This window comes from Actinoallomurus iriomotensis, from assembly GCF_030269445.1.
Classification (GTDB): Bacteria; Actinomycetota; Actinomycetes; order Streptosporangiales; family Streptosporangiaceae; genus Actinoallomurus; species Actinoallomurus iriomotensis.
Window position 1 is genome coordinate 550,410 of the sequence record NZ_BSTJ01000004.1, and the last position, 16,369, is coordinate 566,778.

General features: G+C 67.9%; 13 protein-coding genes. 12 read left to right on the top strand and 1 reads right to left on the bottom strand.

Features of this window, described 5'->3' with window-relative positions; genetic code table 11:
* Nucleotides 1-29: 29 nt before the first annotated feature.
* Nucleotides 30-467, top strand: a complete 438-nt coding sequence (locus QSK37_RS19850) for a GrpB family protein (protein WP_285623099.1) — start codon at nucleotides 30-32, stop codon at nucleotides 465-467.
* An 88-nt stretch (nucleotides 468-555) separates the two neighbouring features.
* Here the strand turns inward: QSK37_RS19850 and QSK37_RS19855 are convergent, their stop codons facing one another.
* Nucleotides 556-2,613, bottom strand: a complete 2,058-nt coding sequence (locus QSK37_RS19855; protein WP_285623102.1) for a 3-keto-alpha-glucoside-1,2-lyase-like domain-containing protein — start codon at nucleotides 2,611-2,613, stop codon at nucleotides 556-558.
* Between the two features lie 14 nt (nucleotides 2,614-2,627).
* On the opposite strand from QSK37_RS19855, the gene QSK37_RS19860 reads away from it, so the two are divergent.
* From QSK37_RS19860 to QSK37_RS19910, 11 genes are all read left to right on the top strand, one after another.
* Nucleotides 2,628-3,713 carry a LacI family DNA-binding transcriptional regulator gene (locus QSK37_RS19860; protein ID WP_285623105.1) on the top strand — a complete coding sequence of 362 codons (1,086 nt, stop codon included), beginning with the start codon at nucleotides 2,628-2,630 and terminating at the stop codon, nucleotides 3,711-3,713.
* 198 nt (nucleotides 3,714-3,911) lie between these two features.
* Entirely contained in the window at nucleotides 3,912-5,378 is a 1,467-nt protein-coding gene (locus tag QSK37_RS19865; protein ID WP_285623108.1) for a sulfatase-like hydrolase/transferase, read from the top strand.
* 53 nt (nucleotides 5,379-5,431) lie between these two features.
* Nucleotides 5,432-6,724 carry an ABC transporter substrate-binding protein gene (locus QSK37_RS19870; protein ID WP_285623111.1) on the top strand — a complete coding sequence of 431 codons (1,293 nt, stop codon included), beginning with the start codon at nucleotides 5,432-5,434 and terminating at the stop codon, nucleotides 6,722-6,724.
* A 16-nt stretch (nucleotides 6,725-6,740) separates the two neighbouring features.
* Entirely contained in the window at nucleotides 6,741-7,682 is a 942-nt protein-coding gene (locus QSK37_RS19875; protein ID WP_432705576.1) for a carbohydrate ABC transporter permease, read from the top strand.
* Entirely contained in the window at nucleotides 7,672-8,574 is a 903-nt protein-coding gene (locus QSK37_RS19880) for a carbohydrate ABC transporter permease (protein ID WP_432705577.1), read from the top strand. The genes QSK37_RS19875 and QSK37_RS19880 overlap by 11 nt, the downstream gene beginning before the upstream one ends.
* Before the next feature lie 66 nt (nucleotides 8,575-8,640).
* Nucleotides 8,641-10,467, top strand: coding sequence for a glycoside hydrolase family 2 protein (locus QSK37_RS19885; protein WP_285623112.1), 1,827 nt, complete (start codon nucleotides 8,641-8,643; stop codon nucleotides 10,465-10,467).
* Nucleotides 10,468-10,715: 248 nt separating this feature from the next.
* Nucleotides 10,716-11,129, top strand: coding sequence for a hypothetical protein (locus tag QSK37_RS19890; RefSeq protein ID WP_285623116.1), 414 nt, complete (start codon nucleotides 10,716-10,718; stop codon nucleotides 11,127-11,129).
* Nucleotides 11,130-11,154: 25 nt separating this feature from the next.
* Nucleotides 11,155-13,080 (top strand): Hsp70 family protein, encoded by a 1,926-nt coding sequence (locus tag QSK37_RS19895; RefSeq protein ID WP_285623117.1) that lies wholly within the window; start codon nucleotides 11,155-11,157, stop codon nucleotides 13,078-13,080.
* Nucleotides 13,064-14,536, top strand: coding sequence for a hypothetical protein (locus tag QSK37_RS19900; RefSeq protein WP_285623120.1), 1,473 nt, complete (start codon nucleotides 13,064-13,066; stop codon nucleotides 14,534-14,536). The genes QSK37_RS19895 and QSK37_RS19900 overlap by 17 nt, the downstream gene beginning before the upstream one ends.
* The gene (locus QSK37_RS19905) at nucleotides 14,536-16,089 is read left to right on the top strand and encodes a hypothetical protein (protein ID WP_285623125.1); all 1,554 of its coding nucleotides are present in this window, start codon (nucleotides 14,536-14,538) and stop codon (nucleotides 16,087-16,089) included. Before QSK37_RS19900 ends, QSK37_RS19905 begins: the two co-directional genes overlap by 1 nt.
* Nucleotides 16,086-16,343 (top strand): hypothetical protein, encoded by a 258-nt coding sequence (locus tag QSK37_RS19910; protein ID WP_285623128.1) that lies wholly within the window; start codon nucleotides 16,086-16,088, stop codon nucleotides 16,341-16,343. Before QSK37_RS19905 ends, QSK37_RS19910 begins: the two co-directional genes overlap by 4 nt.
* Nucleotides 16,344-16,369: the final 26 nt, after the last annotated feature.

Consider the following 16,369-nt stretch of genomic DNA (forward strand, 5'->3'; position numbering starts at 1 on the left):
AAGCCTGAAACCGGTCGTACGGTGACAGGATGGCGCTCATGGCCAGGCGGACCATCCACGTCGCCGAGTACGACCCGGCATGGCCGGCTCGGGCTGCCGCAGCGATCGAGGAGCTGGAGCAGGCGTTGCCCGGAGTGATGGTCGAGATTGAGCACATCGGCTCGACGGCTGTGCCAGGGCTGGCGGCCAAGCCCATCATCGATCTGATGGCCGCGGTCACTGACCTGGAAATCGTCGAGCGAGACGAGGAGACTCTGGCCGCTCTGGGTTATCACCGTCATTTCAACGGCATGGTCGACCGTCTGCTGTACGTGCGCGCCCCTGGAGGCGTGCGCGATCACATCCTGCACGTGGTCACGCTGGCGAGTTGGCCGACCCGCAACCAGCGAATTTTCGCCATCACCGCAGGAAGGACAGCGCACATCCATCTTGGACAGGGATGCCGCTGCTGTCGCTGCCGGACCTGAAATGCCTTCGGGAGGGGTGGACCGCACGGCCCCGCCCTGAGGCGAGGCCGCGTCGATCCCACGCCTGCGGCCCTTCGGCCCGGCTCGTCTACCGCCCGGGATGTGTCACTGTGACGTTCCGCCACGCGGCAGTGCCGCTCTGGTCGCGCACGCCGATCGCGCCGTGCGTGAAGCAGCCGGCGTCCGTGTGGCTGAAGGCGATCGGAGCGGTCTCGCCGCCGTCGGAGCCGGTGATCGTGAACCTGCATCCCACGGCCCGGATCGTCAGGTGGTACCACCTGTCGTGCGCCAGTCCACCGGGGATGGCCGCTTGCGAGAGAAGCGTCCAGGATCCGTTCTCTCGTCCCAGAATCAGTCGCGTCGAGCTGACGCCGACGTAGTAGCCGTTGAACGCGTCCGCTCCCACTCTGGGATCGGTGGCGCGGAACACGAATCCGGCCTGCGTTCCCGAGGTGATCATGACGTCGCCGCTGATCGTGTAGTTCGTCCACCCGGTCGAGCCGGCGAGTGCCTTGTTGCCGCCGTCGCCCCCGCACGTCTCGACGTACGTGTCCGAGGCGGTCGTCCAGCAGCCGCCGTAGTTCAACCATCCGGCGTCACCCGCGCCGAAGTCCGACGCGTACGGCAGTACCCCCGCGTTGGCCTCTCCGGTGCTCTCCTCGCATCCATACGTTCCCGCCGCTCGCGCCGCGGTGTAGCGCAGCATCCGCCCCGAGCTGGAGGGCAGCAGATCCGGGCTGTAGTTCTGGTAGCAGTTGGCCGTCGGCCCGGCACCGCCGACGTTGATCGGGGCAGGCATCCAGCTCCAGGTTCCGGTGCCGTTGTCGGAGTTCACGAAGACCGCTTGGTGGTCCTCTGGCGAGAATCCGTTGCCCGACGCGAAGCGGGTGCGCATTCCGGTCAGGAGCAATTCACCGTTCGCACCGCCGGACGGACTCCACGTGATGAAGGGACTGCTGCCGAGGTAGCGACCGTCATCGGTGACGACCTCGGTCCCGAGGTCGGCCGGCCCCGAACCCCAGGTCCGCCCCTCGTCTTTCGATGTCTTCACGTGGGCTTCGCAGAAGTGATTCGTACCGCACAGTTCGAAACTCATGATCCAGTCGCCGTTCGGCAGGACGGCGATGGTCACCATGCCCGGCCGGTCGGACCGTGTCGGACTCGCCACGTCCTCGACCTCGCCGGGTGAGACCCGTGTGCTGCCATCGGCGTTCGCACTCCAGGTACGTCCTCCGTCAGCGGAGACGATGTGCACCAGTTTCTGGCTGTGCTCCTTGTTCTGACGTTCGTCGGAGAAATAGCACTCGATCTCCCCCCGTGAGTTCATGATCAGGAACGGTTCCCAGATGCCCGCCCCGACGCCGCCGGGCTCGAACTTGGCACTGGCGCCGCCGATCTGGAAGGTCTCGACATGATTCCAGGTGGCACCGTGATCAGTGCTGCGCCACTCCTCGAAGTGGGTCGTGGAGCGGCCGGGAGGCAACACGTTGCCCACGAGGAGCAGCGTTCCGGCAGGCAGGCCGCCGGTCGCGCGGGGGAACTCGAACAGGAACGGCTGGAACAAGGTGTTCCACGGATGCCCCTCTCCCGTCTCGCCGTCGCTCACCGTCGCCAGTGTCGACCACGTCTGGCCGTCATTCGTGCTTTGCCGGATGACATATCGCGATGGCGCACCGCCCAGGCCCGAACGCTCGAAACTCGCCAGCAGGCGTCCGTTCGCCCGGCCGCTGTGCTGAAGCCGGATCATGCGGTTATAGGCAAGCGCCTCATTGCTGGAACTCGGGCTGTAGAGCGCGTTTCCCGATACGTTGCCCAGCGCCGGAGTTCCGGGGAGGGCGAGTACCGCGACGGCGGCCACGACGGCGCCGAGCAGACATACGGCGCGTCTGATCATCGACTTCATCCAGAAGTGTTGTCGCACGGCGAGGCTCCATTTCTCGATCCTGCGAATGTGCGGGAATCGCGGTTTGCTCAACCCGACAGTTCCTGGCCATCGGCATGACTCGACGGTCGGCTCGGCCGACCGTATGGGCGGCGTCCGTCGGTCGATGCGCAGACTCTTGCATCGATGGCAAAGCCGATGTGAGCGCAGACTATGGCATAGGCTTAGCAACGATGCAATAGTGCGCCGCGCCGACAGCAACAACGGGAGATCGAGCCATGGCTGGCCCTACACTTCGCGATGTCGCAGCGGAAGCCGGGGTGTCGATCCGCACGGTGTCGAACGTGGTGAGCGACTACCCCTACGTGGCCGACGACACCCGCGCGCGAGTGCAGGCGGCGATCGACCGGCTGGGGTACCGGCCGAATCTTCTCGCCCGCAGCCTCAAGCAGGGCCGCTCGCACGTGATCGCGCTGGTCGTACCCGAACTCGACGTGCCGTACTTCGCCGAGCTGGCCCGGCTGATCATCGCCGAGGGGCGGGAACGCGGATACCTGGTGATGATCGACCACACCGACGGAGACAAGAACCTGGAGCGGGAGCTGATCCTCCAGAACGCCCGCCCCATGAACTTCGACGGCGTGATCCTCAGCCCGCTGGCGTTGTCCGGCGCGGACCTGAGCGAAAGACCGCCCGGCGCCCCGATCCTGCTGCTCGGCGAGAAGAGCTTCGACTCGCTCGCCGACCACGTGGCGATCGACAACGTCGCGGCGGCGGACGAGGCGACCACTCATCTGATCGACATCGGCCGGAGCCGCATCGCGGCGATCGGCGTCCAGCCGTCGGGGTACGACACCGCGAAGCTTCGGCTGAAGGGATTTCGCCGGGCACACCGGCGTGCCGGCATCCCCGTGGACCGGTCACTGCTGATGACGGCGACCCGGTTTCACCGCACGGACGGAGCGGAGGCGATGCGGCGACTGCTCGCCCGCCCGGACCGGCCCGACGCGGTCTTCTGCTTCAACGACCTGCTCGCCCTCGGCGCGATGCGGACGGTACTCGCGGCGGGCCTTCGGGTCCCCGAGGATGTGGCCATCGTCGGCTTCGACGACATCGAGGACGGACGGTTCAGCACCCCGACCCTCACCACCATCTCGCCGGACAAACAGCTGATCGCACGCCAGGCGATCGAGCAGATCCTGACCAGGATCTCCAAGTCGGACGACGCCGCCCCGATCGAGATCCGGGCGCCGTTTCGCCTGGCGATCCGGGAGAGCACGGCCGGCGTACCGCGCGACGGCGGTTCGCGACACCAGGCCGACCGGCCGGCGAGTCGGCCCACCCGGTCGGACTCACAGCCCTAGTGCCCTGAGTCGTTAACGCGGCTCACGCCCTCGTCACGCACGACTTGTGAACGACGCGGTTTCGTCAGCGTTACCAATTCGTGACTTGCATCGATGCAGACCAATGGCAAGCTTGCATCGATGCAGGGCCGTGAGCAGGAACACGCGGCCGGATGACCGTGCTGGGGCCAGGAGGCGACAGTGAAGCCGAACATCGTCGTGATCATGACCGACCAGCATCGTGCCGACTTCTCGAAGATCGCGGGCTTCCCCCTCGACACCACGCCGTTCCTCGACGGCATGGCGGCGGAGGGCACCTACTTCCCACGCGCGTACACCAGCTACCCGGCGTGCGTACCCGCCCGCACGAGCCTGCTGACCGGCCGCTTTCCCGTTGCGCACCGAGTCACGCAGAACAGCAACGCCGCTCATGCCTACTACTCACGCGATCTGCTCGACGTCCTTCGTGCCGCCGGTTACCAGCTGCTGTTCTCGGGCAAGCCGCACATGCATCCGGAGCCGGCGGACTTCGACGCGTACGCCGGCCCCTACTTCCACACGGGTGGTCCGCACGAACGAGCCGGTGATGCCGCTTTCGACGAATGGCTCGAGCGGCTCGACCACGGGGTGGCGCACGAACCCACGCCCTTCCCGCTCAAGCGTCAGCTGCCGCACCGGATCGTCACCGACGCACTGGAGCAGGTGGGTTCACGGGCCGACGACAAGCCGGTGTTCCTCTGGGTCTCCCTTCCCGAACCGCACAATCCGTACCAGGTCCCGGAACCGTACTTCAGCCTGTTCGACGAAGCGGAGGTTCCCGCCCCGGCGACCGGGGCGGAGGTGGCGCGCGCCCGGGGCGGCCACTGGCGGTGGCTCCAAGCTCTCATCGAAGAGAAGCGCCCTGGTTACGAGGCCGAGTGGCGGCGCTACCGAGCGAACTACTGCGGCATGCTTCGCCTGATCGACGATCAGGTGAAGCGGCTCGTGGAGAACGTCGACGCGGAGCTGCCGGGAGAGACGATCTATGTCTTTGTGAGCGACCACGGCGACTACGTCGGGGAGTACGGGCTGCAACGCAAGGGCGCGGGAATGCCGGAGTGCCTCATGCGCATACCGATGTTCTTCTCCGGTTCCACGATGGTCGCCGAGCAGGTCAGGCCGGAGCTCGTGTCGATCGTCGACGTGTTCCCCACCTTGTGCGAACTCGTGGGTGAGGCGTTGCCGCCGGGCGTACAGGGACGAAGTCTGGCGCCGCTGCTCGCGGGGGACGGCGTCGCCACCGGCGAATTCGACAGTCTCTATGCCGAGCGTGGCTATGGCGGCCTGACCTACGGAGCCGATGAGCGGCCGCCCCTGCACTTCCCGTACGACGGGCCGACCTTCGACGAGTTGAACACGGTCACCCAGAGCGGACGCACGAAGATGCTCCGCTTCCGGGACTACAAGCTGCTGGTTCACAGCACGGGCCAGGGCGAACTCTTCGACCTGAGCGTCGACCCCCACGAGACCAAGAACCTCTTCGACGACCGGTCCCTGACGGCTGTCCGGGACCAGATGATCTGGCTGTTGCTGCAGTGGACGCTGCGCTTGCAAGACGACCTGCCTGAAGGCGCGTACACGCCCAAGGCCGCGGATCGGAACTGGGCGGGCATCGAGGCCTCGCCCACGACTACGCCTGGGCGCTGAGTCCCGGCATCGTTCGGCAATTTTCGAATGGCAACACAACTCTCGGAGGAGAGATGTCTGACGTATTCAGCCGACGGCGTTTTCTCGGCCTCAGCGCGATGGGGTTGAGCACCGTGGCACTCAGCGCCTGCGGCAGCTGGGGCGGAAAGTCCAGCGGCTCCGGATCGTTGCGCGCCGCGTGGTACGGCGGGGACGCCGTCCACACGGCCTTGGAGAAGGTGCTCGCGCACTATCAGTCGACGCGTTCCGGGCAGAAGGTCGGTGGCGAGCACGCCGCGTTCGCCGACTACTGGAGCAAGCTGTCGACGGAGACCGCCGCCCGCAACTCCCCCGACGTCATGCGGATGTCGATGACGTACTTCACGGACTACGCCGGCCGGGGCGCCCTCCTCGACATGACCAAATACATCGGCAAGACGATCGACATCAGCACGATGGAAGAAGGAGTCGCGGGCAGCGGTGTCGTGGACGGCAAGCGGTACGGAGTGGGACAGAGCTCGATCGCCAATGCGGTCTTCGTCAACCGTGAGCTGATCGAGTCGGTCGGGGCCAAGGTTCCCACCGCGGACTGGACCTGGGACAGCCTCGCATCCTGGGCGAAGGCGGTGGGCCAGAGCAGCAACGGGAAGGTCGCCGGCACATCGGATCAGAGCGGCCACCTCGAGCTGTTCGAGCCGTATGCGCGCCAGCACGGAAAGAGCCTCTTCACGACCGACGGCAAGGCGCTCGCGGCCGGGCAGGACCTGGTCGAGCAGTGGTGGGCCTACTGGCAGGACCTGCGCGCGGGCAAGGGAACGCCTGCGGCGTCGGTGACCGCGGCCGCCACCGGCTTCGAGACCGATCCCATCGTGACCGGCAAGGCCGCCATCGACTTCGGGTGGGTTCAGCAGATCCAGTTCCTCCAGGGCCTGATGAAACAGGAGCTGGAGATCATGACGATCCCGAACCTGCCGAACGGCAAGCCGGGGCTCTACGTCGACAGCCAGGACATGTGGTCCATCGCCGCGACTTCGACGAATCCGGACGCCGCGGCCGAACTGATCAACTACCTGGTCAACGACGACTTCGCGATCAAGACGATCGGCGTCGTACTGGGCGTGCCGCCCTCGAAGCACGCCGTGGATCTCCTCTCGCTCGAACCGAAATCCCCGGCGGGCAAGGCGGTGGCGTACGTGCAAGGTCTCGGCGACAAGGCGGCCACGCCACCTCCGCCGTGGCCCAAGGGATACAGCCAGCTGTCGACCCTGTTCACCAAGATCTCCCAGGACATCGGCTTCGGCAGATCGACGCCGAGCAAGGGCGCGGCGAGCTTCTACAGCCAGTCCAAGCAGATCCTCGGCGCCTGACACTGGGAGTGCTGTCTTGACGGTGATCGACGAGTTGCGCACACTCAGCGAGAAGACGGGGCGGCGCGACAAATCCTCAGCGGCCGCGAAGGAGGAGCGGGCCGCCTACCTTCTCCTCCTCCCATGGATCATCGGCCTGGTGGGCGTCACGGCCGGTCCGATGCTGGTCTCGCTCTACATAGCCTTCACCGACTACAACCTGATCCAGGCTCCGCACTGGACCGGCCTGCACAACATCAGCCGCATGCTCTCCGACCCGCGGCTGCACAACTCGCTACGCGTGACGTTCGAGTACGTGGTGGTCTCGGTTCCGATCCAGCTCATCGTCGCCCTGGCCCTGGCGATGCTGCTCGACAAAGGCCTGCGCGGGCTGCCGCTCTACCGTTCGGTCTACTATCTTCCGTCCCTCCTAGGCGGGTCGGTGGCCGTGGCCGTCCTGTGGCGGCAGATCTTCGGTGACCACGGCCTCGTGAACCAGTTGCTGGGCCATCTCGGCATCGAGAACGCGCCGGCATGGGTTTCCGACCCGTCGACCGCGCTGGGCACGCTCATCGTGCTCAATGTGTGGACGTTCGGCGCGCCGATGGTGATCTTCTTGGCGGGGCTGCGGCAGATTCCGGCGATCTACTACGAGGCGGCCAAGGTCGACGGCGCCTCGAAATGGCGTCAGCTCCGGAGCATCACGCTTCCCCTGCTCAGCCCGATCATCTTCTTCAACCTGGTCCTGCAGATCATCCACGCTTTCCAGGCGTTCACCCAGGCTTTCGTCGTATCGAGCGGCACCGGGGGCCCGTCCGACTCGACGATGTTCTACACGCTCTACCTCTATCAAGTGGGATTCAACAACTTCCAGATGGGCTATGCGGCCGCGATGGCCTGGCTGCTCCTCCTGATCGTCGCGGCCCTCACCGCGCTGAACTTCTACGCCGCAAGGTTCTGGGTGTTCTATGACAATTAGCAGCACGCGCACCGCACACACCGTGTCGCAGCGCCGCGAAACGCCGCGCTCCAGCACGAGGCGGCTGAAGACGGCACGCGGTTTCGGCAGGCACTGCGCACTCATCGCCCTGGCGATCGTCATGCTCTATCCACTGTTGTGGATGCTGGCGAGCTCCTTCCGATCGAGCGACGACATCTTCCGCCTCTCCGGGATCTTGGTCACGCACTTCAAGACCGGCAACTACGGGAAAGGGTGGAACGGGCTGAAGTTTCCGTTCGGCCTGTATCTCATCAACTCGGCGATCATCGCCGCGGGCGCCATCGCGGGGAACCTCATCTCCTGTTCCATGGCCGCGTACGCGTTCGCACGGCTGCGATTCCGTTTCAAGCGGACCCTGTTCGCGATCATGCTGATCACGATCATGCTGCCCATGCATGTCGTGATCGTTCCTCAGTACATCCTGTTCTCGAGGATGGGCTGGCTGAACACGTTCCTCCCCCTGATCGTGCCGAAGTTCCTGGCGACGGACGCGTTCTTCGTCTTCCTGATGGTCCAGTTCATCCGCGGCATACCCCGGGAGCTCGACGATGCCGCACGGCTTGACGGCTGCGGCTACTTCCGCACTTTCACGCGAGTCATCCTGCCGCTCATGAAGCCCGCCCTGGCGACCACCGCGATCTTCACGTTCGTCTGGACGTGGAACGACTTCTTCAGCCAGCTGATCTACCTCACGGCACCGAACGTCTACTCCGTGCCGGTAGCGCTTCGATCGTTCGTCGACGCCAACGGCGACACCTCCTGGGGGCCGCTCTTCGCGATGTCGGTCGTGGCGCTGCTACCGGTGTTCGCCGCGTTCCTCTTCGGCCAGCGGTTCCTGACCCGCGGGATCTCCACGACCGGCATCAAGTAACACGCCGCGAGCGCGAGATCGCGGACCGGCACATCGAACCATCCAGTCCACGAGAGTGAGTTGCGAATGACGCATGACCTGGCGGTCCCCCGAAACGAGCACCCTCGTCCGCAGTGGCGCAGAGATCAATGGCTCTGCCTCAACGGCGAGTGGCAGTTCGAGCTGGACAAGTCGGACTCCGGGTTCGAGCGCGGGCTTCGCGACGCGGAACTGAACAGCCGGATCATCGTGCCGTTCGCTCCCGAGTCGTCCCTCTCGGGCATCGGACACGTCGACTTCATGGCGGCGGTCTGGTACCGACGCGAGTTCACCGTCCCCGATGAATGGCTCAGCGGCCGGGTGCTCATCAACTTCCAGGCGGTGGACTACGACACCACCGTCTGGGTGAACGGGGTCGAGGTCGGCCGTCATCGCGGCGGCTTCACACCTTTCGGCCTGGACATCACCGCGGCTCTGGCCGGCAAGACACGAGCCACGGTCGTGGTACGGGCCAGGGACTCACGCGACTCGGTCCAACCACGAGGGAAACAGGCGACCTGGTACGCCAACACGCACTGTTTCTACACGCGAACCACGGGCATCTGGCAGTCAGTGTGGCTCGAGGCGGTCCCCGCCACCCACCTGCGGCGGCCTCGCATCACACCGGACGTCACAGGCTCCCGTTTCCACGTCGAGACGCCGGTTTCCGACCCGAAGCGCGGCATCACCGTCCAGGTCGAACTCAGCGATGCCTCAGGCGTCGTGAGCCGGGAGAGCATTCCGCTGGGACACGACCTGTGCCCCCGCCTGGTCCTCGATGTTCCCGCCGAGCGCCGGCGGCTGTGGACTCCGGCCGACCCGCATCTGTACTCCCTGCGGTTCCGGCTCATCGACCCCACCGGCGCGGTCATCGACGAGGTCCACAGCTACGCGGGGCTGCGATCGGTGTCCATCGAGGGGCAGGCCGTGCTGATCAACGGTGAGCGCGTGTTCCAGCGCCTCGTTCTCGATCAGGGGTACTGGCCCGACGGCATCATGACCGCGCCCAGCGACGCGGCCTTGGTACGCGACATCGAACTCGCCCGCGACGCCGGTTTCAACGGCGCCCGCCTGCATCAGAAGGTCTTCGAGGAGCGGTTCCTCTACCACGCGGACCGGATGGGGTACCTCGTCTGGGCGGAGTTCCCCGACTGGGGCGCCGGCGGCCAAGGGCCGCGGGGGGACAATCAGCGGCCGACCCCGTCATACGTCGCCGAGTGGATCGAGGTGCTGGAACGAGACCACAACCATCCGTCGATCATCGGCTGGTGTCCTCTGAACGAGACCCATCAGGCGCTGCAGGACCGCACGACCGTGCTGGACGACGTCACCAAGGGGATGTTCAAAGCCGCCAAGAACGCCGATCCGAGCCGGCCGGTGATCGATGCCTCCGGCTACAGTCACCGGGTCCCGGAGACAGACGTCTGGGACAGCCACTGCTACGAACAGGACCCCGCGGAGTTCGCGATCGCGCAGTCCGGCCTCGCCTACGGGAAGCCCTTCACGAACCTGACCCCGGATGGCGAACCGATGTCGCTGGCCTACGCCGGGCAGCCGTACATGGTCAGTGAGTACGGAGGCATCTGGTGGAACCCGGAGCTGGCACGCGCGTCGGACGGCACGGACCGAGCAGAGTCGTGGGGTTACGGCCAGCGGGTGAGCTCGGAAGAAGAGTTCTTCGAACGCTTCGAGGGCCTGACCAAGGTACTGCTCGAGAACCCGTCGATGTTCGGCTATTGCTACACGCAACTCACCGACGTGTTCCAGGAGCAGAACGGCATCTATCGGTTCGACCGCTCGGAGAAGTTTCCCCTGGACCGGATCCGCGACGTTCAGCGGACGATCGCGGCGTTCGAGAAGGTCGACCCGGCATGACGAGTCGGTCCGAAGCTTATCGGGCTACCGCTTTCCGCCGTCCGCGTCGATGTAGCCCCACTTAATTCCCTGCTTTTTGCTCGGCTTTCGGTCGCGCCTTTATGTCGATCGCATTGGGACGATGATCGACTTATCGTCAGTCACTCGGGAATCTTTCCGCCCGCCGCATCTCCGCACACAAGAATTGGTTGCACCAAACCGTGCGAGCCGTCAAGAATAAGGATCTCCAACAGGTCAGGGAGGCAGGTTTGGAACTGTTCCCCGCACCGCTGAGCCCTCCGGTCACGACCGACTACACGCGCCTCGGGCTCGGCCCCGAGGCCTCCGTCGACGAGATCCGCGCCGCCTCCAGCAGGCTCGATCAGCGGCTGCGCCGCCAGGGTGCGGACGAGGCCGAGCTGGCGGCCGCGCACGCGATCCGGCTGGAGAGCGCCGACGACCGCGCGGCCTACGACGCGGCGCACCCGCCGCTGGCGCTGCTCAAACTCCGTCCCGCCTGGCATCCGGTGCTGGACGACGCCGCCGTCCAGCACCACGTGCTCCGCCGCGAGCTGGAGCTGTTCCTGCAGGAGCGGGGCGAGCCGGTCTACCGGCCCTCCGACCTGACCCGGACCGACTTCACCGCCGATCACACGCCCGACCCCCTGCTCGACGGAGCCTGACGAGACCCCCAAGGGAGAAGACCGGATGGACGAATCCCCCCTCCACCACGTCGTCGGAATCGACCTGGGCACCACCTACTCGGCCGTCGCGGCCTACAACCCCGAGGAGGCCTACGCCGAGATCATTCCGGACGCCGCCGTCGACGAGGAGCTGGGCGCCGCCACCCCCTCGGTGGTCCGCTACCAGCCGCAGAACGGCCGCGCGACGGTCGGCCACCACGCCAAGGACGCCATCGCCGGCACCCGCGGCGACGCCCAGACGATCATCGAGATCAAGCGTGAGATGGGGGCCACCTTCACCGAGGACTCGCTGGCCCGCTTCGCCGCCGGGACCGACCACCGGGTGGACGACCCGGTACGGGTCCGGGTCGGCGGAGAGTGGCTGCGGCCGCAGGAGGTCAGCGCGCTCATCCTCATGAAGATGAAGCAGATCGCCGAGGCCGGCCTCGGCTCCACCGTGCACGACGCCGTGGTGACGGTCCCCGCGTACTTCACCGAGCGGCAGAAGAAGGCGACCGAGGAGGCCGCGCTGCTGGCCGGGCTCTACCCGCGCCAGCTCATCCCCGAGCCCACGGCGGCCGCCATCGCCTACGGCGTGGACCGCGCCGACGAGGAGCGGCAGGTCTACCTGGTGTACGACCTGGGCGGTGGCACCTTCGACGTGTCGATCATCGAGACCCGCGAGGACGCCATCGACGTCCTGGCAACGGCCGGTGACCAGCGGCTCGGGGGCGGCGACTTCGACGACGCGCTGGTGGACGAGCTGCTGAAAGGGCGGCCGGAGCCGTCGGCCGACGATCGGCTGAAGGTCAAGATGGCCGCCGAGAAGGCCAAGCGGGCCTTATCCTTCGCCGACACCACCACCGTGGTCTTTCCGGACGGCGCCACACGGGAGCTGGCCCGTACGGAGTTCGAGGCGACCATCAAACCCGTCCTCGACCGCTCGCTCACCCAGGTCGAGGAGGCGCTCCGATTCGCCGCGGAGAGCAAGGGCATGGACCGCGGCAAGATCGACGCCATTCTGCTGGTCGGCGGTTCCACCCGGATCCCGCTGGTCAAGCAGATGCTGCTGGAGCACTTCGACAAGGGCGACGACTTCGTCCGCAGCGACGCCGACCCCGACACCCTCGTCGCCCGCGGCGCGGCCCTCGTGGCCAAGGACTTCACCCCGTCCGACGGCTTCGACCTGGCCGAGCGTCCGCCGACCGACCCCGACCCGGACGAGGACAGCCTGCAGGTCAGCCTGATCACCGAGCACACCCTCGGGCTGGCCATTCAGAACGACCGGTTCGACGGCCTCATCCCCCGGGGCACCCGGATCCCCGCCAGCCGGAAGAAGACCTACACCAATCCCGACATGGCCTCCCAGATCGCCGCCGTCGTCTACCAGGGAGAGGGTGAGTACACCTACGAGAACGCTCTCGTGGGCACCGTCAACCTGGAGGACATCGAGCCCCGGCCGGAGGGCTACCACCGGTTCGAGGTGGAGTACACCATGACCCGCAACGGTCTGCTGGAGGTGGCCGTCCAGCACCTGAACACCGGCCGTACCTTCGAGGCGAAGTTCGAGCGCAGCACCGAGATCGGGCGGCAGGACGAGCTGGCGGAGCGGCGCGAGGCGCTGCTGGGGCTGTACGACCCCGAGGGTCGGGTCACCGCGCCGGCGCCGGTCGAGCACACGCCGTCGAGCCACGGAGATCCGGCACCGGACTTCGTCCTGCCGCCCCCGGTCGCCGCGGCCGCTCCGGCCGTGCTGCCGGCCGACGCCGTGCCGACCGAGCTGCGTCGTACCTACCGGAAGATCGTCGCGTACCTGACCGGCGGTGCCGCGGCCCCGGCGGTGCGCTCGGCCTACGACGCGTTCGGTTCCGCCGTCGCCGCCAAGGCGCCGGAGGCCGAGATCGAGGCGCTCTTCGACCGCCTCGAGGCGGCGTATGACGACGCCCGTTGAGGCGGAGCGGGTCCCCGTCGGCGGCGGCATGTGGGGCGAGATCCACAGCCGCCCTGGCGGCCGCCGCTGCTACCGCCTGGTCCCGGCCGACGAACTCCTCGCCAAGCAGCGGGACCAGCTCGACCGCCTGCGAGAACGAGCCAGGTATCCCGGTGTCGCGCCCCTCCTCCAGAACGAGGAGGACGACGTCGTGGAGTGGGAGGGCCATTACTACGACGTCGTCACCTACGAGCTGGAGCTGGACGCCACCCTGGCCCGGGTCGTGGGCGAACCGCGTCCCGAGCCGCGGCTCGCCGCGGTCTCCGCGGTGCTGCGGGCGCTGCCCGGCTGGTGGGGCCGCGTCGAGGGCATGATCCCGACCGGCGCCGACATCGTGTTCTCCCGCGGCCAGCCGTACCTCCTGGAGCTGCCGCCCTGGGGCGTCCCGGCCGTGGGCACACTGCTGCGCTCCCCCGAGCGCATCCCCTACCTGGCTCCCGACGTCGTGCGCGGCGTGTCGGGCCCCGACCGGGCCGCCGACGTGTACGCGCTGACCGTCACGGCGTTACGCTGCTTCCTCGAACCGCCCGCGGCCGAGCCGGAACGCCTGCTGCACTGGGCGGCGGCGGGGCGTCCCGAAGACGGGGCGAGCCGCCTCCCGCACTGGATGCGGCAGGTCGGCCCCGTCACCGAGACCCTCGCCTACCTCCGCGGTGTCCTCGCGGCCGGCCACGCCGAACGCCTGGCGATCGACCCGGCCGAGATCGCCGACCTGCTCGACCGCTGCCGCGAGAGCATGGACCCGCTGATGGCCGTCCGGCGGCTGCGGGAGGAGGGCAACCCCGAGCGCGCGCTGCACCTGGCGCACACGATCCTGCTCACCGATCCGTCGTACGAGCTGCTGGTGCTGGCCGCGGAGCTGTCCTACCGGGATCTGCACTCGCCGCAGCCGCTGGAGGCGTGGGACCTGCTGGAGCGGGCGGTACGGATGCAGCAGGGGCGGCGTGAGGCGTACATGACCCAGTTCGCCCTGGTCGGCCGGTTCCGCCACGATCTGGCCCGGCGGCTGTCGGACGCCGTCGATCCCTCCTTCGCCGAGCGGATGGACGCCACCGTCCGCACGGCATTCGACCATCTGCCGCCGGAGGGCGCGGAGGGCAAGGGCGCCAAAGCCCACGACCTGGCCGTCTACCTGCTCGAACGGGGCAACGCGGAGGACGCCAACCAGGCCGCGTACACCTGGCTGAACAAGAACGGGCGGCTGGAGTGGTGGCGGTTCGACCTCATGATCGACTACGCCCGCTCGTTCATGCTCCTGGACCGGCTCGACGACGCGGAGGCCGTCGCCGAGACCGTACGGCAGGGCCTGCAGAAGGTGCGCGCCAACCGGTCGATGAACGACGCGGAGATCGGCGCGCACGGGCACCGGCTCAACAACCTCCGGCATGACCTTCGCAAACTGCGTGAGGAGCGGTGATGGGCCTCCAGGTGCTGCTGATCGTCGTGCTGGTGGTGCTGCTGGCCGCCGGCGGCACGTACTTCTTCGGGGTGGTGCCGCGTCGCTGGCGGATCCCGCTGGACGAGTCACGGGAACTGCTCGACAGCGCCGACCGTGCCGACCTGGAGCGGGCCGACCGGCTCATCGCCCAGGCCGTCAACGCCGGGCCGCGCGGCTGGGCGCTGGAGGACGCCCGCTTCGCCCAGGCGTACGTCCGGGCCCGGCTGGGCGACTTCGACCCCGACCAGTACGCGGCGGCCGCCGCCGCGCTGGCCGACCTGGTGGCCGCGTCCGGGCACGACGAGGCGACGGCATTCCTCGACCTGTGGCTGCGTTCCAAGATGGGGCAGCACTCCCGGGTCTGCGACCTGTTCGAGAGCGAGCGGGCGCTGCTGGACTGGTCGCCGCAGGCCCGGCTGATCGCCTCGATCTCGTTCCTCAAGCAGGCCGTGGCGAGCTGGCGCCGCCGCGAGCCGCAGGGCGCGCTGCACTACTTCCGCCAGGTCCGCGAGCTCGACTGCCTGACCGCCGAGATCCCCGAGCACGTGGACGACATGGAGCTGGTCGAGGGCGTCCAGGCGCTGTTCGACGACCGGATGAGCGACGCCCGCGACTGCTTCACCAACGCCCACGAGCACGCCGTGCAGGAGGGCAAGTCCGCCGCCCGCGCGACGCTCGGCCTGCTGGTGTGCGACTGGCGGGAGGGAGAGCGGGCGAACGCCGACGGCGGTCTCGGCGCCGTGCTGGAGGAGCTGGCGCAGACTCCCGACCCGGATCCGGAGGAGCAGCGGCTGCGGGTCAACGCCGCACTGTTCCACGTCGTCACGCTGCTGCACGAGTGGCAGCGGCCGGAGCTGGCCGGGGTGGCCCCGGGCCGGGCCGACTTCGCCCGGCTGGACGAGCGGATCGACCGGGTCGTGCGTGCGGAGCCGGACCACGGCGACGCGCTGCTGATCGCCGGGCTGTGCCGCTACTACTTCGCCGTCCGCGACCCGGCGATGCGTGAGCAGGGCGTGGCGCTGCTGGAGCGCGGCCTGGAGACGGCCCGGCCGATCGTGCACCCGGAGGCCCGGCGGATCGTGCGGTTCGAGCGGGAGCTCGGTGACACGACGACCGGACGCGACCGGTACGTCGAGCTGATCGACGAGTCCCTCCGGAACGGCGACCTGAGCCCGGAGAAGCGTCGTGAGCTGCTGGCACTGCGCGCGGAGATGGAACGCCGGTACGCCCGGTACGGCGACCCGGCCGCCGTGGCCGCCGACGCCGGTCCGGCCGAGCACCCGAGCGTCCGCGACATCAGCGAGAGCAACGAGCTGATGCGGGCGCGGCTACGCGGCATCGCCGGACCGCTGCTCCGCGACGACCCCGAGCGGCCGGGGGTCGAAGAGCTGAAGCAGAGCGTCGACGAGGTGGACGCGGCGAGCAAGCGGTTCAAGGACGGGTTCGAGGCGGTGCAGAGCGCCCGCCAGGACCTGATCGTGCGGACCGGCGAGTTCCTGCTGAACGAGGCGCCCCCGGAGAAGGAGTCGTGATCAGTCTCATTCGGTCATCCCTGCGGCTGCCGCGCCGACGCCTCCGGCCCGAGCGCTACTCCCTGGTCGGCCGGCTGAGCCCGATCGAGTACGAGCCGGACGCCGACGAGCGGGAGCTGTTCGAGCAGGCCGGGCTCGGCCGGGTGCTGCCGCTGCTGCTGGGCCTCGACCAGGACCTGGAGTTCGGCCTCTGCCACGACGTCGCCCGGCACCGGCTGGGTGCCGAGCCCGATCCGGGTGCGCTGCCCTTCTGAGCCGCCCGGCCACGAACTCTGGGAGA

Bases quoted from the DNA above. Each gene is read 5' to 3' on its own strand.
- QSK37_RS19860 (WP_285623105.1), top strand. From the start codon at position 2,628: ATGGCTGGCCCTACACTTCGCGATGTCGCAGCGGAAGCCGGGGTGTCG.
- QSK37_RS19850 (WP_285623099.1), top strand. From the start codon at position 30: ATGGCGCTCATGGCCAGGCGGACCATCCACGTCGCCGAGTACGACCCG.
- QSK37_RS19880 (WP_432705577.1), top strand. From the start codon at position 7,672: ATGACAATTAGCAGCACGCGCACCGCACACACCGTGTCGCAGCGCCGC.
- QSK37_RS19900 (WP_285623120.1), top strand. From the start codon at position 13,064: ATGACGACGCCCGTTGAGGCGGAGCGGGTCCCCGTCGGCGGCGGCATG.
- QSK37_RS19870 (WP_285623111.1), top strand. From the start codon at position 5,432: ATGTCTGACGTATTCAGCCGACGGCGTTTTCTCGGCCTCAGCGCGATG.
- QSK37_RS19895 (WP_285623117.1), top strand. From the start codon at position 11,155: ATGGACGAATCCCCCCTCCACCACGTCGTCGGAATCGACCTGGGCACC.
- QSK37_RS19885 (WP_285623112.1), top strand. From the start codon at position 8,641: ATGACGCATGACCTGGCGGTCCCCCGAAACGAGCACCCTCGTCCGCAG.
- QSK37_RS19905 (WP_285623125.1), top strand. From the start codon at position 14,536: ATGGGCCTCCAGGTGCTGCTGATCGTCGTGCTGGTGGTGCTGCTGGCC.